The organism is Pseudomonas sp. D8002, from assembly GCF_013385695.1.
GTDB lineage: Bacteria > Pseudomonadota > Gammaproteobacteria > Pseudomonadales > Pseudomonadaceae > Aquipseudomonas.
This window is the reverse complement of record NZ_JACAPM010000025.1, coordinates 1-25,756: the sequence shown is the minus strand read 5'-3', so window position 1 is coordinate 25,756 and position 25,756 is coordinate 1. Positions and strand designations below refer to the sequence as shown.

Here is a 25,756-nt window from a genome sequence, read left to right as displayed (position 1 = left end):
GATGACTTTGCCGGACGGATACTTTCCAGCTACTTTGTTGCCTGTGATCAAGGGGTTTTGCTGGTGAACCCAGTTGAGGTTGCGCTCGCAGTGTACGATGAAGCATCCAAGCAACCAACAGGCCAGGTACTGCAACTATGACGAATACCCAGCGCCAGGATGGAACGATAAGTAGCAAGTGGGTAGCAAGAATTGGCCCAAGGCCTAGGCCTAGAATTGGAAAGGCAGCTTGTTGAATGCCGATGTTCAGACCGCGCCGTGAGGGCCTCGAGACTTCTGCAGTCGTAGCAATGCTAGTGGGCGTGAATGCCCCCTCTGCTACTCCCATGACGGCGCGAATAACTAACAGTCCTCCAATGCCAGATACTACGCCTGATAAACCTGCGAGTGCCGAGAACACAATTATTGAAGAAACCAGAATTAATTTTCGGCCAATGCGGTCGGATAGCCGCCCCATGATTATTGCCGAGAGCCCCCAGGCGATAGCCAGCACGGCAGATATATTTCCAAGGTCTTGATAGTTTAAATTAAGATCTTTCATCATCGTGGGAAATAGTGGGAGTATTATGAATCGATCAAGGCCAACTAGGCCGAATGCTATAGACAAAATTACACCGGTATACCATTCGAGGCGCGCTTTGTACTGGGTGAGCATTTCGATTTTCCGCCGGAAGTAGAAGGAAATGATTCAAAAGTAAACTAACAGCTCAAAGGTACTAGTGAATTGTGATTGGTTTCTTGCTGATCCAAACGCTTTGTCATCCGTAGCGCTCTGCCAGTCGTAACGTAATTCAGGGCGTAGAGATACAAAGTTATTTAGGTCGTAACGTAGGCCTGCAGTGATCGCGTTAAATGCGCCACGAGCAGTTGAAACAGGAAACAAAGCATAGCCCTGAGGATCGTTGAAGTATTCAATACGTGTGGAGTAGGTCAGTTTTTCTGTGGCCCGATAGCTAATGCTTGCATTTGCTCCCCACCAATGTGCACCATTGAAAGCTTCGCCAGTAACCAGGTCAATAGTATCAATACGGCCATCTCCATTTTGCTCGCCGTAAACGGCTTCAATGCTGCCGTTCCATAGACTATCAAATTCATGCCATAGGGTCACAGCATGCTGTTTTCGCTGCTGGTCTCGAGTTGAAAGCAATCGTGCAGTAGGCATTTGGATATCGCCGAAGCTGGCGTTTTGTTCCGCTCCTGAGTAAAACTCATAATCCAGCCAAGTTTTCATGTTTGGGGAGCGCCAGCGAACTGCGCCAATTAGGGAGGTGACATCATTGTTGTCCCGCATATTGTTAATGCCACGGACGGGCCCTCCTTCGACACTAATGATCCCTGAATCACCCTTGTATATCGGAAGAGCAGCGACCAAGCCGAAGACCGTGCCTGGTTCGGTCACGAACGAATAAGATTTTGTTGCGAATAGGTTGCGCGACTGTCTCGGATTTGGAGGAATTTCGTTACCGATAGCGGGTCCGAAAAGCCCTCCCCAGACCGTGACGCCGGGCCCCCACGGAAGGTAGGCCGTGGCTAAGACGTTGGGCATGGCCAAAAATAGCTGTCTATTTCGTTTTGCCGCTTCGGAATCATCATCGCCTGGCGAGTTTTCTTCCCAATGCATGTCCCAGCCGAAAGTGCGGGCAAACTGAGCGTTTCGTCCATACAGCGCCTCAATACTAAAGCCAAAAGATAATTGCTCTGGATTTGGGCCAGGTAACGGAGTTATCCGTGGGATGAAATTCCCGATAATAGGTTTTTCTATAAAAAGATGTACTGATCTCAACTCGAAACCCTCATCGCTCTCTCCTGCAATAGGTAGATTGCTAAGACCTTTGCGGCGCTCGTCGTGGTAAGAACGATTGTTGCGTGAGTACCCCACGTCTAAAAGTCCGGATACGTGAATGCCCCATTTATTTAGTGTTTCTCCAGCTAGCGCGTTCGCTAGAGATCCTTCGCCATAATGATCTTCTGGTTGGGCGTATAAATTTTCAGGTGTAAATAATGACAGTAGCAACGCTCCGGTAAAGCAGTGTCTTATTGTTGTTTTCATACAAATCTCGCGGGCGTGGAGGTACTTCGGAGTTAAATTGGGGTTTGAGGTTTCTTTAGTTTAAATGTGATTTTGGATTAGGGCGGAGACGGGCTAGGTCTATATTAATCGAGGCTTCTGATGTGTTAGTAGAAAGGCGATGTTGATGCCTGTCATGAAGTTACCGTCCTTTTGTGATTTTTATCGGATAGGTAATTGCTTTGGCGTGTGCCTTGGATGGCTAATTCGAGTTCAAAGTTAGATTACGTTGCTGAGGGTGTTGTTAAAAATGAATATTTTCACTAGTAATAAGCGATAAGGTAGATCATTCGTTGCGGAGCGATGCATCTACACGCAATGCTTGAAGGCGCTGCGTGTTTAGCTGCCTAAAATCGCCTCTCAAAAATCGACTCTGATCTGAGCTCAACGAGTGAGGGGTGCGGCTTGCGACCACCGCCGGCCATTGGGTTATGCGACTCGATCAATGCCACCAAGCCGCTACGCGGCACCACCTGCACCATCTTGGCCAAGAAAGGCGTGCGGGGGTCTGCTTGCGCTTACCGACGTACTCGAAATCGGAAAAGCTCATCTGACTCATTGGATGGAGGGCTTGTAGACGGCTGTTAGATGGAGGGCTATTTCAGCACAGGTCTGACGGTTTGTGCTGACTTGATCGGAGAATCCATAGGGAAACTCCGCCTCAAAGTATTGAGCGACAGTGCGCGCATAGTAATGGGTAAAGTCTTACTTTATTTTATTCAACGATATCCAGAAGTGGGTGTGGAGGTTGAGGTAGAGAATCGAGCTTTTGATATCGTTTGGGCAGGATTTAATGCCGGCGTTGGCGCGCCAACACAGCCCCTGAAAACTTTATAACCATCCATATCGGTCATGGGGTAAGCTGGATAGCTGTCGCAACTTCCGACTATCTTTCTGTAAGGCCACCCATTTTGGTAGCGTCAGATCTGAGAATCTACAAGTTTATTCAGATTCGCATTGGAACTGGCTCAATATTTAATTGGGGGACTCCGTAAGATGAGTATGTGATCGTCGAGGTATCAGGAGAGCTGTGTGTCCATGAAACATAGCTTGGTGTGGAGCCAGCGCTGACTGGTGTCGATATTTTCTATTTTTTGCAATTTCGTGCGGCTGAGTAGTTAGCTGGCGGAAATATGGTAAGTGCGCTTTCTGATTGGAGTTTAGATGCGACGCCGTTCTTACTCTATCCTTGTGGCCGATCAATGGCGCCGGGACTCGCAGAATTCACGTGTATGTTAAAGGGTTTTGATCATGCGCTTGAATGAATACTATCGATATTTGCTTTGAATTGGTGGTTCGAAATTGACTGCCGAATTATGAGTTGGATTAGAGTTATTTTCATTTATTATTTCCCCCGTACAGGATCGTGACTAGTGCCATTTCCGAGTGGCGCGAGCCTTCGCAGGCTACGTCCTGCACTCCGGCATTGATACCAAGCGGTTAGGTGTGGTCAAGCCACGATCCGCTCTCTTGAGATTCTGCATCGTTCATCTATCTACTGCTTGCCAGCGGTAGAAAATGAGTCCCGAATTGAGGCTATTTCTATTCGGGGAATAGCGGAAGCTGCTTCTATTTCAATAACTAGCAAGCCCGATGCGAGTCTCGTTTCCCGCTCCGCTTACATCCTCATTATTTTTCAGTTGCTGGCGCTTCTAGGATAAACTCAAGGCGCTCTCCCAGCATGCGCCATGCTTCAATCTTTTCCTTGGCATAGTCATAGTGCAGATAATGTCGGCGTATCCTTGAGCCACCCAGCAAGTGATTCTGGCACCGATCAATGATCTCCAAGGTTACGCCGAGCTCCTGCATCATTGTCGCGCCAGTACGACGTAAATCATGCGGAGTCCATTCGCCCTTGTTACCCTGGCTTAGTACTAGTGAATCGTCGTGATGCCGGCCAGATAGAGGCTTGCTGCGATTTTTGAAGCAGCATTGGCGGTCTCCGATCAGCTTGCTGACTGTTTTGGTATCCACATGACTGCGTTCGTCTTTGCTGGGAAAGCAAAACGGGGTGTGGCCTGTCTCTTCTCTAAGGCGTTTGAACTGGTTCAGCGCGAATGATGATAAGAATACATGGTGATCCTGCCGTTTACCTTTATGGCCTTTGGTGGCTTCTGCTGGGATGAGCCAGGTGCCGCTTTCTAGATCGACATGTCGCCATTCGGATTTTAGGAGCTCTCCAATGCGACAGAGCGTGCTAAGGCAGATCCAGACTGCGCATTGCACGCGGGAGTTAACCGGTCGGATGCCGGCATATTTTCGGCCAGCGGGCAGGGCATCATAATCTCGCGCTAGGCGAATGAAAATTTGCTGCAGCTCTCGGATTTCTGTGTTGGATAAAAGCCGATCGCGCTGCTCCTGGTAGTTATGATCAAGTAGTTTTTTGACGTCAACGAGGTTGGCAGGGTTTCCATCGGCCATCAACGTGCGCCAAGGTTTACGTTTCTCAGCCCATCGGAGCATTTGACCTATGTCGTTGCTGCGAATGACGAGGGTACGGTTTAGCCCCCGGGCTTTAATCGAGCGCAGAACAGTCAGAAGGTCTTTTTCCGTGATATCTCGCAGCGGTTTTTCGCCAATGATTGGTAGGACGTCTTTGGAGAAACTACGGCGTAACTCCGCATTGCCGTCTTGGCGAGAAACACCATCACGCATCCACTCTTCGAAGAGATCAATAACAGTCTTGTTCTCTGCTGCCAGGCGCTCGGCCTCAGCAATGGTTGCGGCGACGGCTGATTGAACCTCAATCTTCGCGGCCTTACGGGCAGTGGTGGGGTCTATGCCTTTCGCGACACTTGCTCTGGCTTCATCACGCTCCGCTCGGATCTGCGATAGCGTTTTAGTGGGCCAACTACCTAGGCGGTGATCGCGTTTGGTCCCGCCCAATTTGTACTCGTACCGAAACAGTGCAGTAATACCACGAACACCCGCACGGATCTTAGCGGTAAGGCCACCTTCTTCGCGCAGTGTCTTGCCGTTGTCGGCGGTGGTAAGCGCTTCGAGTTGCTTTACGGTCAACTTCGCCACTATCTACCCCTTGCCCCAAATGAGCGTCCACGAATTTTGCCCCACTTTTGCCCCACCGAATCGACTGGCTACCCATGGATACCTGTGGATCATGATAGCTCGTAATTTAGACCTTATGCTCTGTTTTCAATAGGTTTCATGTTGTCCAGAGCGAGCTGGGGCGTGCTATAGAAACCCATTTCATAAGCGCATGGGGTGCTAGGGGTCGAGTGTTCGAATCACTCCGTCCCGACCATATAATTTAAAAAGGCCGCGAGATTTATCTCGCGGCCTTTTTATTTGCCTGCATTTTTACCCCCTCCCCATAAAACAGCCGGCTATGAATAGCTTTCGGATGTGGATTTACCATCGAATCTGTTCTGCGAACATCAGCCTCGGCCTGATATCAGAGATCAATAGATGGGGATCCGATGACGGCATGAGAAGTTAGTGACGACCAAAGGCACATTACGGCTCTCCCTAGAAGAGATATCATCCCGCCATCAGCTCAAGAGGGGCCTCCTGGCCGGACAAATCCGGCACTCCCTCGAGCATCACGACAAGGATTGTTGCGCATGGACGACATTGTTCAGCCCCTCACGCTCCCAGAAGAAATCCAGCCTAAAGACGTAAAAATCCTTGCCACTCTGGTGGCAAAGCTGAACCTTGCGGATTTTCAGAACGCCATTCCTGTGATACGCGAGCTTCGCATATCGAACGAAACGAGTGATCGTTTCGTCAATGCGACTCTTACGCTTAGCTCGGCCCCCGAGGTGTTTAAGTCTAAGATCTGGCGGATCGACGAGATCGCTGCAGATAGCTTCCGGGTCATACCTGGGCTTGATCTTGTCTTGGACGGCCCGTTGTTGAGTCGCCTGACAGAGTCAGAAATGTCGACCTTTACGTTTGTCCTCGAAGCCGATGACAAGGAGGCGAAGAGCGGTCGCAAGGAAGTTGCTCGGCTTGAACAGGTCGTAGACCTTTTGCCCAGAAACCAGTGGGGCGGATTGCGGCATTTACCAGATATGACTGCGGCTTTTGTTCAGCCGAATGATGCAGCGGTTGAGCGGTTGCTCAAACAGGCAGCCGAGTTGCTTCGTCTTAGCGATAAGCCGTCCGCACTTGACGGATATGAGGGTGGCCCCAAAAGAGCTTGGCAGTTGGCGTCGGCAGTGTGGGGCGCGGTGGCGCGCATGAAGCTCGACTATGCGTTGCCGCCGGCCAGCTTTGAACAATCAGGACAGAAGATTCGTAGCCCCAGTCAGCTTGCTGACTCCGGGTTGGCTACTTGTCTCGACCTGACTCTGCTTTTCTGCGCAGCATTGGAGCAGATTGGTCTTAACCCCGTGATCGTATTCACCCATGGTCATGCTTTTGCTGGTTTGTGGCTTAAGCCAGAAGAGTTTACAACTGCCGTGGTGGATGATGTCACTGCAGTACGTAAGCGGGTGAAGCTTCAGGAGCTCGTGCTGTTTGAGACCACTCTTATTACCCACGCCTCGATACCGCCATTCTCTTATGCGGTAGAGATGGGCACGAAACAGGTAGCCGAAGACGCTGAAAGTGTTTTCGAGATGCTGCTAGATATCCGTCGCGCCCGTTTGCAACGTATCAAACCGCTCGCCAGCTCAGAGGCTCAGATTGCACGTGTCGCCGTTGCTGAGTCTGATGAAGCCCCATCGCTTCTTGTGGAGGAAGGGATTGGCATCGCCGATGACAATATTAAGGTGCAGGTTGAGGATCTGTCTAAGCTCGACCCAGCAGATCGCCTCGGCCGGTGGCAGCGAAAGCTTCTGGATCTGTCGCTTCGAAATAACTTGCTCAATTTCAAAATGGGTAAGCGAGCGCTGAAGCTTGAATCTCCTGATCCCGGTGCTCTTGAGGACATTCTTGCAAGTGGACAGTCTCTGAAGCTGCTTACCAGGCCTGACCTGATGGATGGCGCAGATCCGCGTGAGCGCACACTCTATGAACAGCGTGAGCGAGAAGATGTTCGCCGTCGTCATGCTGAAGATGCTCTCAAGCGTAGGGAAGTATTCGTTGCGCTGACGTCCGCCGAAATGGATGTCCGGTTAACTGAGTTATATCGAAGCGCTCGTACTGCTTTGCAGGAGGGTGGCTCCAACACGCTTTTCCTGGCCATCGGTTTCCTTAGTTGGACGCGTGAGGATAGAGCTGGGCAGAAGTACAAAGCGCCACTGGTCTTGGTTCCTGTCACTTTGGAGCGTAAGAGCGCACGCTCCGGATTCACCATGGTGCTGCACGATGATGAGCCTCGTTTTAACCCGACTCTGATCGAGATGCTGCGTCAAGACTTTGAGCTGGGCTTAGGTTCGCTGGAGCAGGAGCTGCCTCGGGACGACTCCGGTCTGGATATCGTAGGCATTTGGAACAAAGTTGGTCATGCGATTAAGGACATCGCTGGCTGGGAGCTGAACGAGGACGTTGTGCTCTCGATGTTCTCATTTGCCAAGTATCTCATGTGGAAGGATCTTGCCGAGAATGCAGAGCACCTTCGACAGAGTCCAGTAGTCCAGCATCTTCTGGATACGCCACGGGATTCGTTCATCTCCGATACCCCGTTTCCGGAGGCTGAGTCTCTGGACCGTGATTACGGCCCGACTGATGTGTTCTGCCCACTGCCATCTGATTCATCTCAGCTTGCGGCTGTGATGGCCGCAGCCAAGGGTAAAGACTTCGTTCTCATCGGCCCACCTGGCACGGGTAAAAGCCAAACGATTTCCAACATGATCGCCCAGTCGATCGCTCAAGGGCGCCGGGTGCTGTTCGTGTCTGAGAAAATTGCTGCCCTGGATGTCGTGTACCGGCGCTTGCGTGAAATCGGTCTGGGTGAGTTCTGCCTTGAACTTCACTCCAGCAAAGCTCGGAAAACGGATGTCCTTGCTCAGTTACAGTCGGCTTGGGAAGCGAAAGGGCAGGTAGATGCTGCCGCATGGGAGGTGGAAGCGCAGCGGCTCGCGTCCCTGCGTGACAGCCTCAATATTTATGTCGAGCGTCTGCATCGCCGGCACCGCAACGGCTACACCATCTACGATGCCATCGGGACGGTGACATCGGGTGTTGATGAGGCAGTAGCTCCACTTGGTTGGCCATCTCCGGAAACGCATGATCAGAAGGCCATGCTTGAACTTCGAGAGTTGGGCGACCGCCTTGAAGTGAACGCACAGGCTGTGGGTTACAGTCAGCTGGCAGGCAACGCTTTGTCCGGGGTAGGCCAAGCAGAGTGGTCGCCTCATTGGCAGCAACAATTCGTGCAGGCGGCTCGTGACGTGCTTCCCGCTGTGCTTGAAGTCCAGAGAGCTGCCGATCGCTTTGTTGAGCTGTCTGGGCTTCCTGTTACGGAGTACACCCCAACAGCGCTTGAGGGGCTATCGATCCTTTCTCGAGCACTTCCTGCTGCCGCTGGGCATGATTGGCGTTTCGCACTGCGCCCCGATGCTCGCTCGATTTCTAAACGCCTGAGTGACGGCTGCACTTGGGTCGACGAACACCGGAACATTAACTCCAGACTCTCATCCTTCTGGTCCTCTCGTATTACTGCTGAAGCTAAACAAGGCATTGATCTGCTGCAGCAACGCCGCGCTACATTCGTTGATCTAGGCCCGGCCTGGCCAGAAAATGTCACTGACGTTCTCGGGCAAGCTGTCACATTGCTGCGTCAGATAGACGACCTCAAGCACCAGCTAACGGCGTCCTACGGGGATGCGATTGAAGTACTTGATACCGAACTCCTACTGCGCGAATGGAAAGAAGCGGAGGAGTCTTTCTGGCCTAAGTCCTGGTTCGGAAAACGCCGCATCGCTGGGCTATTGGCGCCGACGCAGACGTCAACAGGTGAAGTCGACAATGGCAAGGATCTCGCTACTTGGTCAGAGATTCGGTCGGTGCGCAGAGCAATCGATGAGCTGGAGCCAGGTCATGAGTGTGTTGCTGTTTGGCAAGGTGCCAAATCCGAAGCAACGCATCTCGCGACAGCGATCAAGCTGCAAGAGGCTATTCGGCTTCAGAAAAGTAACGCTGCTTGGATCGATGACGGCTTGCAGATGGTTGAGCAGGGCCAGCTAGGTGATGAGCTGAGAGAGGAACTTCACCGGCTGCGTGCGCTGACTCGTCTCGATGCGGGGTTAGATGAGCTGGTTGATCTCAGCTCAGCAACTAGCTCTCTTTGGAACGGGTTGACCACGGATATTGACGTGCTGACTGCAGCTCTGCGCTTCCAGGCTGAACGACGTGACATAGAAGAATGTGGCCGACTTGTCGACGACCATCCTTATGTAGAGGAGGGGCGTTGTGGCTCGTCGTTAAAAGCAGATTTTGAGTTGCTTAAGAACAGAGCAGCAGTTGAGCGAGAGTTGGTAGATCTGGCCGATTTGCGAGAAATCGTTCCTGCCTGGAATGACCTGAAGACGAAAGTTGACGTCGTGCGCAGTGCGTCAGCGTTTCAGGGGGAGATAGCTACCGCGGTGGCGAAGCTGGCACTCAATCCTGAGCAGGTCGCGGCCTACAAAATACCGCTTCAAACTCTGTTGGGGGATGGTAACGCACTACTTGAACCGGAGGCTGCTATAGCCAATGCCGGTGTTGCTCTTCGAGAAAAGCTTGAGTTGCTACAGGCACGAGCGGCGCACCTGACGGCTGTCGGTCATTTCACCGAAATGGGCGTCATCGAAACCGCTCACCTGGCGCTACGTGATATCAAGACAAACTGCGAAACTGTTGTTTCGTCTGAATCGCGCCTTAAGGCATGGTGTGCTTGGCGGAAGGTTCGCGATGAAGCTTACGCTGCCGGCCTGGCGCCGATTGTTCAAGCTATGGAAACAGGAGGCATCGCCTTTGGAAAGGTCCGTCGTGTATTAGAAGTAAATTATGCTCGCTGGTGGCTGAACACGACGGTCGACAACGAAGAGGTGATCCGGACGTTCGTCAGCGTGGAGCATGAGCAGCGCATTCGTGATTTCCGGGCTTTGGATGACAAGTTCACCGAGTTGACCAAGGACTGGCTCCGGGCTCGGCTATGTTCCGACCTACCAAGCCAAGACAGTGTAAGTCGCTCTTCAGAGTGGGGAGTCCTGCGACATGAGATGGGCAAGAAGACTAAGCACATTCCATTGCGGGAGCTGATGAGTCGTGCGCCAGAAGCGCTAACCAAGCTGACTCCATGCTTGCTCATGAGTCCTCTATCCATTGCTCAGTATCTGCCTCCTGCCTCAACGCCATTCGATCTCGTTATCTTCGATGAGGCATCTCAAATACCTGTCTGGGATGCCATCGGCGCCATGGCCCGAGGGAAGCAAGTGGTGATGGTGGGCGACCCCAAACAGCTCCCTCCAACTTCGTTCTTTAACCGCGCTGAGTCGACCGCTGAAGATGAGGATGTAGAGGCTGATCTCGAGAGTATTCTGGACGAGTGCATCAGTGCCAATCTGCCAATGCGTAATCTTAACTGGCACTACCGTAGCCGCCACGAAAGTCTGATCGCTTTCTCGAACCAGCGATACTACCAGTCGAAGCTGGTGACCTTCCCATCACCGTTTACGGCCGACAAAGCAGTACGGTTATGCCCAGTCCCGGGTGTATATGACAAGGGCGGGTCGCGAACAAACTTAATTGAAGCAAGATATTTAGTTGCTGATTTGGTTGCTCGCCTACAGTCTCCGGCGTTCCGCGAAAGTAGGCGGACCGTGGGGGTCGTAACCTTTAACGGCGAGCAACAGAAGCTCATCATGGACATGCTGGATGAGGCTTGCCGGAAAGACCCATCACTCGATTCGTATTTCGCTGAGTCCGAGCTGGAGCCTGTGTTCGTCAAGAACCTTGAGAGCGTTCAAGGCGATGAGCGAGACATCATCTATTTCTCGACCACCTACGGAAAAGACGCTGCCGGTGTGCTGTCCATGAACTTCGGTCCGATGAACCGCCCTGGTGGTGAGCGTCGACTAAACGTGGCAATAACCCGTGCTCGCCAGGAGCTAGTGGTGTTTTCGACCTTGCGCCCAGAGCATATTGATCTAGCTCGTACGCAAGCGATCGGGGTTCGAGATCTTAAGCACTTCTTGGAGTTTGCAGAGCGTGGCCCACGGGCTCTCGCAGAGGCTGACTTTGGTAGCGTGGGTAGTTTCGACAGCCCATTCGAAGAGGCGGTTGCAGCGGCCTTGGCTAAAAAGGGATGGCAGATATTTACCCAGATTGGCGTTTCCTCCTTTCGAATAGACCTTGGGGTTGTTCACCCTGATGCACCTGGACGGTACCTTGCCGGGATTGAATGCGACGGTGCTACCTATCACCGCAGTGCGACCGCTCGTGATCGTGACAAGCTCCGTGAATTTGTACTGCGTGGACTTGGCTGGGAGATCGTTAGGATATGGTCGACGGACTGGTGGGTTGATGCAATTGGAACTGCCGAAAAGGTACATCAACGGCTGAACGAGATTCTAGCGGATTCCCGAGCCAAGCAGGCTGTCATCGACGCCGCTCAAGAGGCAGAGCGACTGAAAATCGACGCAGCTATGGCTGAGGTCATTGAGGTAGTAAGTCAGGTTACTGTGGTCGCCACAGTCGATAGTGTGGGCGAATCCAATGACCCCTCAGGTGCGTTTCCTGATTTGAAGTATGCCAAGTCGGCATCTGTCAAACCAGATGAGGATGTCCTGGCTTTTGCTCGTCCCCTTGAATATTTGATTTACAAAGAATCCGACCCTCGTCAGGCGGTAAGGTTGGTCGATCCAGATCAGTTCTTTGAGGCGAGCTACACGAAAACGCTGGAGCAGATGATTGCTCATGTCGTGGCGGAAGAGGGACCGGTTCTGGACACGGCGCTTGCAAGGCGCATTGCCCGCGCTCATGGCTGGGTACGAACCGGCTCACGGATACGTGATCGCGTTGACCAAATTGCCCGGGCGCGATTCCGCTCACATGAAGAGGAACAGACAGGAGTCTTTTTTTGGCCGACTCATATCGAGTCGGATGCCAGTGTCGTCTTTCGTAAGCCCGGCGATGAAGACACCACGAGAGGGCTATCTGAAATCTGCCTGCCAGAACTACGTGCTTTGGTTGACGAGATGGCGCAGCGGGGGCACGAAGGAGAGGCCCTAATATATGCGGTCGCGAAGGAAGCTGGTGTAAGCAAGCTTGCTCATGCTGGACGTCAACGGATTGAGAGGGCCGTACGTCTAATGGCGGAGTAAACGAGAGACAAGGGGGCCGTGAAGGTCCTCTTACTTCTGGGAAACTGAACGTGCCCTTGCTTTGAGAAGCGTAGAGTACAAATGCGTTTTTTATGGGCTAACTGATGTTTCGGTTACGAAATGCGCAGGTGATTCAGGCAACGCTAAGAGTTATATTAATGTGCCGTCATATGAACGTTATGGAGAGTCGTGATGGGTTGGAAAGGGACTGTACGTTCGCTGCAAGCGTCTGCGCGGCGATCGGAACGAAACGCTCATCGCCGTCAGCGCGAACTTGAAAAGCGACAGAAAGAGTACGCAAAGATGGAAGCGCTGGAGCAAGCAGCGTATGAATGTGAGGTTTACGAAAATCACGTAGACATCCTCCTTTCGATGCACAAGGAATGTGCCGAGCCCGTAAAGTGGAAGCGACTTCTCTCCAACCCTGAACCTGGACAGCCACTCAAAAGCAATACTCTCGAGCAAGAAGCTACGCATGCGGCCGCTACATATCACCCCAATTTCTGGGCTCGGCTCTTCAAGCTAGAGGCTCGTCAGCGTATAGCCCTGGTAGGCAAGATTGGCGCCGCGAAGGCGGAAGACGAAAGGCGATATCAGGCTCAGCTTGATGGATGGAAAACTGCCCATACCGAGTGGGCAGAGGAGAGGGACATTGCTATCCGTATCCTTGATGGTGATCGTCAGGCCAAGCTAGATGCCATCGAAGCTTTCGAGTCGTTTGCAGAAATATCACACCTCGGCTCAGCTATTCAGATGATTGTTCATGAAGGTGGTGTCCTAGAAGCCAAAGTCGCTATCCATGGCTCCGACGTGATTCCTGCCGAAATCAAATCTCTACTCAAAAGCGGCAAGTTGTCGACCAAAGCTATGCCAGTTGGTCGGTTCAACGAACTCCATCAGGACTACGTGTGCAGCTGCGCGCTGCGAGTAGGTCGAGAGTTGCTGGCAATCCTGCCGGATGACCTGGTCATCGTCACCGCTCTTGACAATGTGCTCAACAGCTCGACAGGTCATATGGAGGAACAGCCAATTCTGAGTGTTGCGTTCTCTAGGTTAACTGTTGACGGACTTAACCTCGAAACCATCGATCCATCTGATGCTATGAGGAATTTTGTCCATAACATGAGTTTCAAGAAGGGCGCCGGATTTTCGGCCGTTCCTGCCCTTGATGCTCAGCGCTTCGCCGTAACCATCTAACGCCTAAGGCAATCCATACATAAGGACGCTCATGACCCCTCCATCTCAACCTGTCCGCAAGGTACTTCGAAAAAAAGTAGCTGAAGAATTCACCCCTTTCGACGTTGTTATCACCGCGATTAACTGCACAACAGACGGTGCCGATTTTGTGATCGGAGGTGCTAAGTTTCCGGACCGGAAAGAGACGTTGACTATTGGAACATCTGTTCTAGTCGACGCCGGTAGCGACGGTTATTTACAACTAAGGCTCATGGGCAGCAGTTACAGCGAAGCAGATGTTTTGCTTACTGGCGTGTCGATTCAGGCTCAATTGTTCGGTAGCATCGAAATCGAGAGTCAACAAACCTCGTTTACACCCCAAGATATAGCCAGGATTCAGCAGGGGTTTAAGCAGGTACTCGATGAGTTAAAGAGCAATGCCGATGTTAGCGCACAACAATTTGCGATACTGAAAAACCAACTGGATACGGCTGCACAGGCAGCTAACCGTCTTAGCCGAAAAGATTGGGTTATTTATTTTCTAGGTATCCTGGCGTCGGTCACCATTTCGGCTGGCTTCTCTTCAGATGCTGCGAAAGCGTTGATGCACGCGGTAGATCATTCGGTCGGGCAAGGGGCTGTGTTTGTCATTCGTCTTCTAGGCAAGATTTGAGTTAAATCGTCGACAGCGCCTAACGGGTTCTGTCGACGGTTGACGCAGAGGCCTCAATAGCGCATTTCCACCGCCACATAAGCCCCAATCCCATCCCCCGGATACAACGACGCCGTATCCTGCCCCTTCGCGTCATACAACGGCTGCACCGCCGTCACGTATTTCTGATTGGTCAGGTTCTTCAAATCCAGCGACACCTTCCAGTCCTTGCTCGGCGTTTCATACCCCACATTCGCCCCGAAGATTGTGTAGGAGGGCGCATAAAAGCTGTTCGCATAATCCACCGCCGTACGCGAAGACGATTGCACATTCACCCCGGTATAGAAGCCCGCTGGGTGCTGATACTGCACTTCGCCCTGATAGATATGCTTCGGAATCCCCGGCAGTTGGTTGTCGCCGAAGGTCGGGTCGTGGCGGTAGTAGAAGTCGTTATAGGTATACACCTGGCGCAGGGTGATTTTTTCACCCGAGGTGTTTTCCCACAGGCGTGTATTCAAGCCGGCCTCGATCCCTTGGTGGATCGTCGGCGTGGCGTTGAATGCACCGGTGACCGCAGCAGCCGTGGAGGTGGCCGGGATGATCTGCACGTTGAGCAATTCATTTTTCACCCACGAGCGGTAGAGCGCCAGGCTGCCGTCGAAGATGCCCGACGAACCCTTGATCCCGACTTCCACGGTATTGGCTTTCTGTTCCACCAGCGGCCGTACGTACGGCGTGGTCGGCCCGGAGCCGGAGTATTCCCAGGACGCCGGTGGATCGACGGAGCGGCTGACGTTGGCAAACACTTGCAGTTGTGGGTTGAACTCGTAACGCACGCCCACTCGCGGTGCCAGGCTCCAGTTGTCGTAGGTCACATCGCTCGGGTAAGTGGTGGTGTTGGCCACCAGGGCTTCCTTGACGTCGGCATGGCGGCGCACGTTGATCGCCGAGACGCCACTGGTCAGCCACAGGCCGTCTACCAGTTCCAGGTCGTTGCCCACGGAGAACACGTGATCGAACGAGGAGCTGTAGTCGACGAACTTGCGCGTCTGTTTGTTGGCGAAGGTGGAGTCGACCTGGCCCTTGAGGTGCTCGGTGGAGGTGAAGGCCAGGCTGGAGCGGCTTTCGTGGCCGAACAGGGTGTCGCGGCGGTCGTAGTTGATCACCGCGCTCAGGTCATGCCAGTCCCAGTAGCTGGGGTTGCTCGGGCTGTTCGGGCTGTTGTTGTGGGCGTACTGGTAGTAGACGAAACCCACCGACAGGGTGGCGTCGTCCTCAAAGGTGTAGGTGGTCTTGCTGCCCAGCCATACGCTGCCGGGGCGACGGCTGCCGGCGCCGCTGCTTTCGGCGGTGGCACTGGCACGGTCGGAATGGTGCTTGACCGCATCCAGGGTGGTGGCGCTCGGGTCGTTGTGGAACTCGTCGCGGTAACGCAGCATCACCCGGGTTTCGAGTTGCGGGCTGAAGCGGTAGCCAAAGTTGGCCACTACGCCCTGGCTTTTCGACAGGCTGTAGTCGCGGTAACCGTCGCTGCGGTAGTTGTCGGCATTCAGGTAGTAATCGAACGCACCCTCGACGCCGCCGACACTCAGGCTTTGCTTGTTGTAGCCGTAGCTCCCGGTTTCCGCTCGCACTCGCAGCCCGGGTGCGGTGTAGCCGGTCTGGTTGACGAAGTTGATGGCGCCGCCAAGGCTCAGTGCGCCGTACTGGAAGGCGTTGGCACCCCGCAGGATCTCGGTGTAGTTCACCCCCGAGCCGTTGAGGAATTCGTAGGGTGTGCCGCCCGGGCCGGTGATCGGCAGGCCGTCGAACAGGAACTTGATGCCCTCACGGAAATACCCCGGCGAGGTGTTGGCGCCCGAGCCACGAATGGAAATCTTGGCCGCGTCGTTGCCGCCGGTGGACTGCACGAACACGCCCGGCTGATAGGCGAGGGTGTCCTGCAAGGTGGCGGTGCGTCCCTTGGCCACCTGTTCGCTGTCGACCACGCTGGTGCCGCCTGGCACTTCGGACAGCTGACTTTTGGCTGCCTCAACGGGCGTGATTTTTTGTGCCTCTACTGTCACCGTCTTTAGCCGTGTTCCGGTCGTCGGTGTGACCTCATCATCTGCCTGCACACTGGCGGAAAAAACCAGGGCTGAGCCCAGCCCCACCATCGCCAGCCAAGTTGCTTGCCGCACGGCAAGTGTCAACTTTTGCAACTCTCCCCGAAAGATTGGATCCATTAAGCGTGTTCCTTGTGAATAGATAAAAGAGCCCCAGCTTTCTATTCGAATAGTCATGCCTGTTTCGCTCTGAGCAGTTTCTATGCCAAGACTATTGGCCAAGGAATACGGGCGCTTAGTTAAGGTTAAGTGTTCTGCGGGATACTTTGTTTTGAATCGGTGTTTGATTCTCAACAGTCAACTTTAATGGCTGGAATTGCTGCAGCTGTCGCGAACGCAACAGCTGATAAGCAGTGTGTAAGGCTACCAACAATTCCGGGGTGTATAACGGGTATAACCATATAAGTGTTTGGCAGTGTTCGCCTCGTTTTACAAGGGTTTTGCGCTGGTTTCGTGGTCAATATGGCGTTTCTTGAAGACTGGCATGCTCACTGCATTACACCCCGTAATTGCAAACTTTCAGTGTTCATCGAGTTCCTCTAAGGAAGTGTCATTGATAACCATCCTGAAACTTTCGGCGGTTATTTCGCTGTGCCTGGCAGTCAATGCCTGCTCACCGGCTGCGGCACCGAAACATGAAACGTCTGCGGCTGATGGCACGGTCACCAACGGTGTAGTGACTTATTCGGCGACGGACTTTCATGAGTCGTCACCGGGGCGCAGTGGCGGAACTTTGCGCGTCTCAGCCGCCTCCGACGCCGGCAGTTTCGATGTTCATGCACTGTCTAACGGCAACATCCAGTGGATGGGCCGGATTCTCTTCGATTGCCTGGTGTACCAGGACGAGCAGGGCAATATCAGCCCGTGGCTGGCCCGCTCCTGGGACATCTCCGACGACGGCAAGACCTACACCTTTCACCTGCGCGACGACGTGACCTTCAGCGACGGCGAGAAATTCAATGCCCAGGCGCTGCAAACCAACCTGGAACACATGCGCGACCCGGCGACCAAGTCCCCACTGGCCGCGGCCTATATCGCGCCGTACCTGGATGGCAAGGTCATCGATGACTACACCTTCGAAGCCCATTTGCGCGAACCCTATACGCCGTTCCTGGATGTGCTGGCGCAGTCCTGGCTGAGCATGATCTCGCCCAGGCAGATTCGCGAGGCGCCCAAGACCATCGCCGAGCACCCCATCGGCAGCGGGCCGTTTACGTTGCAGAGCTACACCCGTGACCAGGGCGCGGTGTTCATCAAGCGCCCCGGCTATAACTGGGCGCCACCGGTGACGCGCCACGCGGGCGAGGCCTACCTGGACCGTATCGAACTGAGCTACGTCCCCGAAGCCATGATCCGCTTCACGGCGCTAGAGTCCGGCCAGTCGGATTTCGCGCTTGATGCACCGGCCCAGAATGCCGCCGCCATCCGTGCCAACCCCGACCTGGTGATGCGCAGCCGGATTCGCAAGGGAAACCCGAGCCGCAGCATGACCTTCAACGTCGAGCAGCCACCGTTCGACGATGTACGGGTGCGTCGCGCAGTGGCCAAGGCCATTGACCGCGAAGGGTTGGCGTGGATTTCCGGCTTCGGCGAATACATCGCCAAGGCGGATTTCCTGGCGGCCAACACCCGGTTTTATCAACCCAACAACGACGCCCTGGCCTACGACGTGAAAGCCGCCAATGCGCTGCTGGACGAGGCCGGCTGGACCGGGCGCGATGCCCAGGGCTATCGAACCAAGGACGGGCAGCGCCTGAATGCAACGATGCTGTCCTATGACAACCCGGCGTTTCCCGCCAGCGTTTCGGTGGCCATCCAGGCCGACCTGAAAAAAGTCGGCTTCGAGATGCCCATCGAAATGCTGCCGCTGACCCGCGTGACCGAGAAACGCTACGCCGGGAAGTTCCAGGCGCTGGCGGGCGGTTACTGGCACACCAACACACCCGATGGCCTGTTCGTGCTCTATCACAGCCAGGCCATCAGCACCGACAAGATCATCGGCCAGAACGTCGGGCGCTTCCGTGATGCCGAACTGGATCGCGTGCTCAGCGCCGCCCGCCAATCCCGCGACCCGGTGCAATTGCAGGCGCTCTATGGCGAAGCACAAAAACGCCTGACCGAAACCGTCCCGGCGGTGCCTTCGGTGGAAAGCCAGGTGCTCACCGCGTATGGCCGGCAGGTCCAGGGGGTGATTTTCGATACCTCCCACAACGTACCGTTCTTCACCAGCATCTGGCTGGACCGGGGGCAACCATGAGCCTGTTCAAATCCATCGCCTGGCGCCTGCTGGCGGGCATTGGCGTGCTGTGGGGCGCGGCGACGCTGACGTTCCTCGCGGTCAATTTCAGCGGCGGTGACACGGCGCTGGCAATCCTCGGCGGGCCGGATTCGATGCCCACCCCGGAGCTGCTGGCCCGGGTGCGTGCCGAGTACGGCCTGGACCAACCCCTCATCGTGCAATACGGCAATTACCTGGTGCGCCTGGCCCATGGCGACCTGGGCGAGTCCTATCGCTTGCGCATCCCGGTGCAGCAAGCGATTGCCGAGCAGATCGGCGCAACCATTCAACTGTCCCTGAGCGCGGCATTGCTGGCGGTGGTATTGGCCCTGGTGTGCGCGATCCTCACCGCCAACCGTTCGCGTTGGGTGCGTTCAGCCGTTTCAGGCAGCGAGCTGGTGCTGTCATCAGCACCTTCGTTTGTGATCGGGATGCTGTTGTTGCTGGTGTTTTCGTTTCATTGGCACTGGTTGCCGCCCTCCGGTTCCGTTGGCTGGCGCTCATTGATCCTGCCCTCAATCGCGCTGGCGTTGCCGGTGGCGGCAGTGCTGACCCAGCTGCTGCGCCAGTCCCTGGAAGACACCCTCGAACAACCCTTTATTGCCATGGCCCGTGCCCGTGGCTTGTCCGAAACCGCTGTGCGCCTGCGTCATGCCTTGCGCCATGCGCTGGTGCCGTTGGTGACCCTGGCCGGGTTCGTGTTCGCCAGCCTGCTGGGCGGCGCGGTGGTGGTGGAATTGCTGTTTGCACGCCAGGGCATCGGGCGCTTGATGCTCGATGCCACCAGCAACAAAGACGTGCCGGTGGTGCTGGGCGTGACCTTGCTGGCCGCCACCGTCTATGTGCTGGTGAACCTGGCCGTCGATTTGATCAACCGCTGGATTGACCCTCGGGCCAACCAAGCGTGAGTGCCTTTGAAGAAGGAAAAACCATGAGTGCTTCGATCCCCGCTGAAGTGAGTTATGCCGACTTGCACCAGCGTTTCGCTGACGTATTTGCCCGGATAGCCGACACCGCCGTCGCCCGCGAGCAGCAACGCGAGCTGGCCCATGACGCGGTGGCATGGCTGCGCGAGGCCGGCTTTGGCGCACTGCGTGTGCCGCAGGCCTTGGGCGGCCTGGGTGCAAGCCTGCCGCAGCTGTTTCGCCTGTTGATTGAGCTGGGAGAGGCCGATTCAAACCTGCCGCAGATTGTGCGCGCGCATTTCGGGTTTGTTGAAGGCCGGCTTTCCAGCCGTGACAGCGAGTCCCAAAATTACTGGTTCGCCAAAGTCGTCGACGGCGAGTTGTGGGGCGCCGCCATGGCCGAGCGCACCGACACCACCCGCAACTCGGTGACCCTCAGCGCAGTCGACTCCGGCTGGCAGCTGGACGGCGAGAAGTACTACTGCACCGGCACGCTGTACGCCAACTGGATCGCGGCCGTGGCCCTGGATGGCGAAGATTTTGTCAGCCTGGCGGTACGCACCGACGCGCCGGGTGTCACCGTCGAGGATGACTGGGACGGGTTTGGCCAGCGACTCACCGGCAGCGGCACCACCCGCTTCAAGGCGGTGAACGTACCGGAGCAGCACATTGTGCGGCGCTTCAAGAAAGACGAACTGCGCGCCGAGTCCTACCTGAGCGCTTTCTACCAGTTGTTCCACCTGGCGACCCTGGCCGGCATCGCCAACGCCGTGCTGCGTGACGCCACCGAATTCGTCAAGGGCCGCACCCGCGCGTTTGGTGTGCCGGGGCAATCGAGCCCCAAGGATGACCCGCTGGTGCAGCGCGTGATTGGCCGCTTGTCGAGCCTGGCCTATGCCGCACGCACCCAGGTGCTGGCCGTCGCCGAGGTGCTGCAGGACGTGCACGAAGCGGAGCAGGGCGGGCACGCCACCGAACAGCATTACACAGAGGCCGAGATTCGCGCTTTTCAGGCGCAACAGATCGTGCTGGAACAGGTACTGGAAGCCACCACGCTGCTGTTCGAAGTCGGCGGCGCCTCCGCCACCAGCGAGTCGCGTCGCTTCGACCGGCATTGGCGCAACGCGCGAACCCTGGCCTCCCACAACCCGGCGATCTTTCGCGAACGGGCACTGGGCAACTACTACCTCAATGACGTCACCCCGAACGCCGCCTGGCGCAGCCTGCAAGCCGCCGACGCCGAGCAGCAGGCCGCCCGCGACGAAGCGAGTGCGGTATGAGCCATCAACCCTTGAAGAAAAAAGGATCACCCATGCGTTACCGCCAACTGGGCAACAGCGACATCCAAGTCAGCGTGCTGGGCCTCGGCACCATGACCTGGGGCCACCAGAACACCGAAAACGATGCCCATCAACAGATCGACCTGGCACTGGCCGAAGGTATCAATTTCATCGACACCGCCGAGATGTACCCCACGCCCACCAAGGCCGAAACCTGGCGCACCACCGAGCGTTACATCGGCAGCTGGCTGGCGGCCAGTGGTCGACGTGACGAGGTGATCCTGGCCAGCAAAATCGCCGGCCCGGCCCGTGACCCCAGTAGCCAGCAGCACATCCGCGACGGCCTCAGCCGCCACGACCGGCGCAACATCGTCCAAGCCCTCGACGGCAGCCTCAAACGCCTGAACACCGACTACCTCGACCTTTACCAACTGCACTGGCCCGACCGCACCACCAACATCTTCGGCCAGCGCGAATACCCGTATCAGGCAGACACCCAGAGCGTCGCCATCGAGGAAACCCTGGCGGTGCTGGCCGATCAGGTCAAGGCCGGGAAGGTGCGCCACATCGGGGTTTCCAATGAAACCCCGTGGGGCGTCGCCGAGTTTCTCAAGCAAAGCGAACGCCTCGGCCTGCCGCGCATTGCCAGTGTGCAAAACCCCTACAGCTTGCTTAACCGCCTGTACGAAGGCGGCCTCTCGGAGTTCACCCATCGTGAAGGCGTCGGGCTGCTGGCGTACTCGCCGCTGGCCTTCGGTGCACTCACCGGCAAGTACCTGGGCGGCGCACGGCCCGAGGGCTCGCGGCTGTCGGCGGTGTACCGCACTTTCAATCGCTACGACAGTGCCTCGGCCCAGGAGGCCATCACCGGCTACGTGGAGATTGCCCGGCAACATGGCCTCACCCCGGCCCAACTGGCCCTGGCCTTCATCATCGACAAACCCTTCGTCACCAGCGCACTGACCGGGCAAACCAGCCTGGCGCAATTGCGCGACAACCTCGGCGCGCTGGACGTGACTCTTGGCGATGAGATCAAGGCGCAGATCCAGGCCATCCACCAGCGCATCCCCAACCCCGCGCCTTAGCACCAGGAGCCTGGCATGACGCAAACCATTGAAACGTTGATCGGCAATCGCCCGTTGCGTCTTGTCGGGTTTACCCAACTGCGGCCGGGCCTGGTGCTCGCCGGGGTATTTGTCGGGCTGTTGCTGCTGGCCGCCGTTGTTCCGCAATGGCTGGCCCCGTATGACCCGTTGGAGGCGTCGGCGCGCATGGCGTTCCAGGCGCCGAGCAATGTGCATTGGCTGGGCACTGATGAGAACGGGCGCGATGTGCTCAGCCGATTGATTTATGGCGTGCGTTCGTCGCTGTTCATGGGCCTCGCCGCCACTGCGCTGGGACTGGCCTGGGGCACCTTGCTCGGCTTGATCGCAGGCCTTGGGCCGCGCTGGCTGGACGGCGCCTTGATGCGCGGGATCGACGTGCTGCTGTCCTTTCCCGACCTGTTGCTGGCGCTGGTGATCATCACGTTTTTCGGTCAGGGCACGGCCAATCTGATTCTCGCGATAGGCATCGCTGGCGTGCCGCGTTATGCGCGCCTGGTGCGGGCGCAAACCCTCAGCGTACGCAATGCCGGCTACGTCGAATCCGCCGTCACCCTCGGCCAATCGCAACTGGCGGTGGTGCTGCGGCACATCCTGCCGAATGCGTTCAAGCCAGTGTTGATCCTCGCCACCATCGGCATCGGCGGCGCGATCACTGCCGGTGCCGCCTTGAGTTTCCTCGGCTTCGGCGCACCGCCGCCTGCGCCGGAGTGGGGCGGGATGATGTCCATCGGGCGCAGCTTCCTGGCCAATGCGCCGTGGCTGGTGGCCTGGCCCGCCCTGATCATCACCCTGACCGTTGTTTCCATCAGTGCCATCGGCCGCGAACTCTTGCGCCGCAGCGAAGGAAAGCCTCTATGACGATGAACATCCATACCCTCGGCCCGCTGGTCGATATCCGCGACCTGACAGTACGTTTCGGCCAGGCCGAGCCAGTGTTGCACGGTGTCAGTCTGCAGTTGAGCCGGGGTGAATGCCTGGCGCTGGTGGGGGAGTCGGGGTCCGGCAAAAGCGTCACCGCCCGCACCCTGGCTGGCCTCACCGGCAAGGACGCCCATGTCCAGGCTGCCAAGCTGGCCTTCCAGGGCGTCGACCTGCGCCAGCTCAACGAGCGGGCCTGGCAGCAACTGCGCGGCGCGAGCATCGGCTTTGTGATGCAGGACGCGTTGGGCGCGCTGGACCCGCTGCGCCGCGTCGGTGCCGAGATCGAAGAACCGTTGCACCTGCACACCGCATTGGGCCTGGAAGCGCGCCGCCTGCGGGTGCTGGAACTGCTGCGGGATGTCGGTGTGCCGGAACCGGAACTGCGCGCCAGCCAATACCCCTGGCAACTTTCCGGCGGCTTGCGCCAGCGGGCGCTGATCGCCTCGGCGATTGCCTGCAATCCGCGGCTGATCATTGCCGATGAACCCACCACGGCACTGGATGCCACGGTGCAGGCCCAGGTCATCGCCCTGCTGGAGAGCCTGCGCGGTGAAGACAATGCACTGCTGATGGTCAGCCACGACCTGTCGGTGGTCTCGCGCCTGGCCGATCGCGTGGCCGTGATGCGCCACGGGGTGATCGTGGAGGAGGGCAGCACCGAACAGGTCCTGCAAGACCCGCGTCATCCGTATACCCAACTGCTGCTGCGGGCCGCCAAGGCCGTGCACTTCCAGCCTACGCGCCGGTTGCTCACGGCGGTGGAGCCCGAGCCGGCGCCCCAGGGCGAAATACTGCTTGAAGCACGCGAGCTGTCCAAAACCTTTATCGGCCCCGACGGCAAAACCCGCACGGTGCTGAACCAGGTGTCGCTACAGCTGCGTCGCGGCGAGACGCTGGGGGTGGTGGGCGAATCCGGTTGCGGCAAGACCACCTTGACCCGGCTGATACTCGGCCTGGAAACCGCCGGTGCCGGCGAGGTGTGGATCAATGGCCAGCGCTGGTCCGACCTCGACGCCAGGCAAAAACGCGAAGCCCGGCGTGCGGTGCAAGTGGTGTTCCAGGACCCGCTCAGCTCCTTCGACCCACGCTACACCGTGCAGCGTGTGCTGTTCGAAGCGCTGGTGGTGGCTGGCGTACCGCGTCATGCCCGGCGCGACCGTGCCCTGGAACTGCTGGAACTGGTACGCCTTGATGCCAGCGCCTTGTCGCGCCGGCCGATCGAACTTTCCGGTGGCCAGCGCCAGCGCATCGCGATTGCCCGAGCGTTGGCGTCCGAGCCGCAGATCCTGATCTGCGATGAACCGGTGTCGGCGCTCGACGTGTCGGTACAGGCACAGATTCTCGAACTGCTCGACGACCTCAAGCGCCGCCTCGGCCTGGCTTGCCTGTTCATTTCCCATGACCTCGGCGTGATCAACCACGTCAGCGAGCGCGTGCTGGTGATGAAGGCCGGTGAAGTGGTGGAGTCCGGCTCGGTACGCGCGGTGTTCGACCGTCCGGCCCATGCCTATACCCGCGCGCTGATCGATGCGATTCCGACCCTTGAAACCGACTACACGCCGATCCCGTTCTACCTGAATGTCGCGATCTGACGTATTGGAAAACGTATCTACGAAAGGAGTGCTCCTGGTGCCCAAGCAACTGCACGTGAATTTGTTTGAGATGAACTGCGTCAGCCACATCGTCCATGGTTTGTGGGTGCACCCGGACAACAACCGGCACCGTTTCAATGACCTGGACTATTGGACCGAGCTGGCGCAGTTGCTGGAATACGGCACCTTTGACGGCGTGTTCCTGGCCGATGTGATTGGCACCTATGACCGCTTTCGCGACGGCCCCGAGACCTCGCTGCGTGAGGGCATGCAGATTCCCAGCAACGACCCGCTGCTGGTGATTCCGGCGATGGCCGGGGTGACCAAGAACCTGGGTTTCGGCGCGACCTTTTCCACCACCTACGAACCGCCGTTCGCGTTTGCGCGGCGCATGAGTACCCTCGATCACCTGACCAAGGGGCGGGTGGGCTGGAACATCGTCACCTCGTATTTGCCGAATGCGGCGCGCAACTTCGGGCACGACACTGAGGTGGTTCACGATCACCGCTACGAGATCGCCGATGAATACCTCGACGTGCTGTACAAGCTTTGGGAAGGCTCCTGGGACGATGACGCGGTGATTGTCGACCGTGAGCGTCGGATCTACACCGATCCGGACAAGGTGCGCTATATCAACCACGTGGGGGAACACTTCAAGGTTGCCGGCCCACACTTGTGCCAGCCTTCGCGGCAGCGTACGCCGGTGTTGTTTCAGGCTACGGGGTCACCGGCCGGGATCGAGTTTGCCGGGCGGCATGCCGAAGTGGTGTTTACCGGTGGTAATGATGCGCCGGCGGTGCGGGCGAATATCCAGGCGATGCGGCAGAAGGCGGTTGAGCATGATCGCGATCCGGCGGGGTTGAAGTTTATTGTGATGGCGGGGGTGATCGTTGGGCGGACCGATGAGGAGGTGAGTGCCAAGCTCGACAGTTATCGCAAGTTGGTGAGTGTCGAGGCGTCGCTGGCTCACGGGCAGTCGGCGATTGATTTGACGGCGTATCCGCGGGATACGTTGATCAGTGATCTGGTGAGTCGGCAGGTCAAGGGGTGGGAGAGTTTGAGCCGGTACAAGGCGGACTCCACTGTTGGGGCGGTATTGGCGCAGTTGGGTGGGTTTAATCGCGAGCGGTTTTTTGTCGCGGGTACGCCGACGGTGGTGGCGGACGCGATTGAGAAATGGCTGGATGAGGATGGGATCGACGGGATTAACCTGAGGCAGTATTTGTCGTTTGAGACGGCGCGGGACTTTATTGAATTGGTGGTGCCGGAGTTGCGTCGTCGGGGGCGGTTTCGTGAGCGGTACAACGAGGGGGAGACGTTGCGGGAGCGGTTGTTTGGGGCTGGGCGGGCGCGGTTGCCGGGGGACCACTTTGGGGCGCGTTATCGGGATCCGGCGGCGTTGCTGAAGCCGGCGTTGCCATTGCGGTTTCCGGCGTGAGGTTTGTGTACATATCCGTTGCTG

General features: G+C 56.8%; 15 protein-coding genes and 1 pseudogene. 11 read left to right on the top strand and 5 right to left on the bottom strand.

Features of this window, described 5'->3' with window-relative positions; translation table 11 throughout:
• From HX807_RS15045 to HX807_RS15035, 3 genes and pseudogenes are all read right to left on the bottom strand, one after another.
• A partial coding sequence (locus HX807_RS15045; protein ID WP_177050357.1) for an MFS transporter occupies positions 1-655 on the bottom strand: 655 nt, incomplete at its 3' end.
• A gap of 33 nt (positions 656-688) precedes the next feature.
• Positions 689-2,050, bottom strand: a complete 1,362-nt coding sequence (locus tag HX807_RS15040; RefSeq protein ID WP_177050355.1) for an outer membrane beta-barrel protein — start codon at positions 2,048-2,050, stop codon at positions 689-691.
• Between the two features lie 395 nt (positions 2,051-2,445).
• Positions 2,446-2,627: pseudogene (locus HX807_RS15035) on the bottom strand (IS5/IS1182 family transposase); the annotation flags it as partial.
• A gap of 29 nt (positions 2,628-2,656) precedes the next feature.
• Between HX807_RS15035 and HX807_RS15030 the strand changes: the two are divergent.
• Entirely contained in the window at positions 2,657-2,905 is a 249-nt protein-coding gene (locus tag HX807_RS15030) for a hypothetical protein (RefSeq protein ID WP_177050353.1), read from the top strand.
• Positions 2,906-3,697: 792 nt separating this feature from the next.
• Here HX807_RS15030 and HX807_RS15025 read toward each other — a convergent pair.
• Positions 3,698-5,095 carry a site-specific integrase gene (locus HX807_RS15025; RefSeq protein ID WP_177050351.1) on the bottom strand — a complete coding sequence of 466 codons (1,398 nt, stop codon included), beginning with the start codon at positions 5,093-5,095 and terminating at the stop codon, positions 3,698-3,700.
• 554 nt (positions 5,096-5,649) lie between these two features.
• On the opposite strand from HX807_RS15025, the gene HX807_RS15020 reads away from it, so the two are divergent.
• The 3 genes from HX807_RS15020 to HX807_RS15010 all read left to right on the top strand — a co-directional run bounded on the left by HX807_RS15020 (position 5,650) and on the right by HX807_RS15010 (position 14,128).
• Positions 5,650-12,279, top strand: coding sequence for a DUF3320 domain-containing protein (locus HX807_RS15020; protein WP_177050349.1), 6,630 nt, complete (start codon positions 5,650-5,652; stop codon positions 12,277-12,279).
• Between the two features lie 303 nt (positions 12,280-12,582).
• On the top strand, positions 12,583-13,476 hold the full coding sequence (locus HX807_RS15015) for a hypothetical protein (RefSeq protein ID WP_256344009.1): 894 nt from the start codon (positions 12,583-12,585) through the stop codon (positions 13,474-13,476).
• A gap of 31 nt (positions 13,477-13,507) precedes the next feature.
• On the top strand, positions 13,508-14,128 hold the full coding sequence (locus HX807_RS15010) for a hypothetical protein (protein ID WP_102605109.1): 621 nt from the start codon (positions 13,508-13,510) through the stop codon (positions 14,126-14,128).
• Positions 14,129-14,181: 53 nt separating this feature from the next.
• Here HX807_RS15010 and HX807_RS15005 read toward each other — a convergent pair whose 3' ends face one another.
• The gene (locus HX807_RS15005) at positions 14,182-16,332 is read right to left on the bottom strand and encodes a TonB-dependent receptor (RefSeq protein WP_177050347.1); all 2,151 of its coding nucleotides are present in this window, start codon (positions 16,330-16,332) and stop codon (positions 14,182-14,184) included.
• A gap of 433 nt (positions 16,333-16,765) precedes the next feature.
• On the opposite strand from HX807_RS15005, the gene HX807_RS15000 reads away from it, so the two are divergent.
• From HX807_RS15000 to HX807_RS14970, 7 genes are read left to right on the top strand one after another with little or no spacing between them, the layout of a single operon-like run.
• A complete protein-coding gene (locus HX807_RS15000) occupies positions 16,766-18,469 on the top strand; it encodes an ABC transporter substrate-binding protein (RefSeq protein ID WP_177050345.1) in 1,704 nt (567 codons plus the stop codon).
• Positions 18,466-19,398 carry an ABC transporter permease gene (locus tag HX807_RS14995; RefSeq protein ID WP_008431773.1) on the top strand — a complete coding sequence of 311 codons (933 nt, stop codon included), beginning with the start codon at positions 18,466-18,468 and terminating at the stop codon, positions 19,396-19,398. The genes HX807_RS15000 and HX807_RS14995 overlap by 4 nt, the downstream gene beginning before the upstream one ends.
• 23 nt (positions 19,399-19,421) lie before the next feature.
• Entirely contained in the window at positions 19,422-20,675 is a 1,254-nt protein-coding gene (locus HX807_RS14990; RefSeq protein WP_177035844.1) for an acyl-CoA dehydrogenase family protein, read from the top strand.
• Positions 20,676-20,707: 32 nt separating this feature from the next.
• On the top strand, positions 20,708-21,760 hold the full coding sequence (locus tag HX807_RS14985) for an NADP(H)-dependent aldo-keto reductase (protein WP_177023200.1): 1,053 nt from the start codon (positions 20,708-20,710) through the stop codon (positions 21,758-21,760).
• Between the two features lie 15 nt (positions 21,761-21,775).
• Complete coding sequence (locus HX807_RS14980; RefSeq protein ID WP_177050343.1) at positions 21,776-22,639, top strand: ABC transporter permease; 864 nt, start codon at positions 21,776-21,778, stop codon at positions 22,637-22,639.
• Positions 22,636-24,294, top strand: a complete 1,659-nt coding sequence (locus HX807_RS14975; RefSeq protein WP_177050341.1) for an ABC transporter ATP-binding protein — start codon at positions 22,636-22,638, stop codon at positions 24,292-24,294. The genes HX807_RS14980 and HX807_RS14975 overlap by 4 nt, the downstream gene beginning before the upstream one ends.
• A gap of 37 nt (positions 24,295-24,331) precedes the next feature.
• A complete protein-coding gene (locus tag HX807_RS14970; RefSeq protein ID WP_008431781.1) occupies positions 24,332-25,732 on the top strand; it encodes an LLM class flavin-dependent oxidoreductase in 1,401 nt (466 codons plus the stop codon).
• The last annotated feature ends 24 nt before the right edge of the window (positions 25,733-25,756 follow it).

Bases quoted from the DNA above. Each gene is read 5' to 3' on its own strand.
- HX807_RS15040 (WP_177050355.1), bottom strand. From the start codon at position 2,050: ATGAAAACAACAATAAGACACTGCTTTACCGGAGCGTTGCTACTGTCA.
- HX807_RS15030 (WP_177050353.1), top strand. From the start codon at position 2,657: ATGGAGGGCTATTTCAGCACAGGTCTGACGGTTTGTGCTGACTTGATC.
- HX807_RS15020 (WP_177050349.1), top strand. From the start codon at position 5,650: ATGGACGACATTGTTCAGCCCCTCACGCTCCCAGAAGAAATCCAGCCT.
- HX807_RS15015 (WP_256344009.1), top strand. From the start codon at position 12,583: ATGGAAGCGCTGGAGCAAGCAGCGTATGAATGTGAGGTTTACGAAAAT.
- HX807_RS15010 (WP_102605109.1), top strand. From the start codon at position 13,508: ATGACCCCTCCATCTCAACCTGTCCGCAAGGTACTTCGAAAAAAAGTA.
- HX807_RS15005 (WP_177050347.1), bottom strand. From the start codon at position 16,332: ATGGATCCAATCTTTCGGGGAGAGTTGCAAAAGTTGACACTTGCCGTG.
- HX807_RS14995 (WP_008431773.1), top strand. From the start codon at position 18,466: ATGAGCCTGTTCAAATCCATCGCCTGGCGCCTGCTGGCGGGCATTGGC.
- HX807_RS14990 (WP_177035844.1), top strand. From the start codon at position 19,422: ATGAGTGCTTCGATCCCCGCTGAAGTGAGTTATGCCGACTTGCACCAG.
- HX807_RS14985 (WP_177023200.1), top strand. From the start codon at position 20,708: ATGCGTTACCGCCAACTGGGCAACAGCGACATCCAAGTCAGCGTGCTG.
- HX807_RS14980 (WP_177050343.1), top strand. From the start codon at position 21,776: ATGACGCAAACCATTGAAACGTTGATCGGCAATCGCCCGTTGCGTCTT.
- HX807_RS14975 (WP_177050341.1), top strand. From the start codon at position 22,636: ATGACGATGAACATCCATACCCTCGGCCCGCTGGTCGATATCCGCGAC.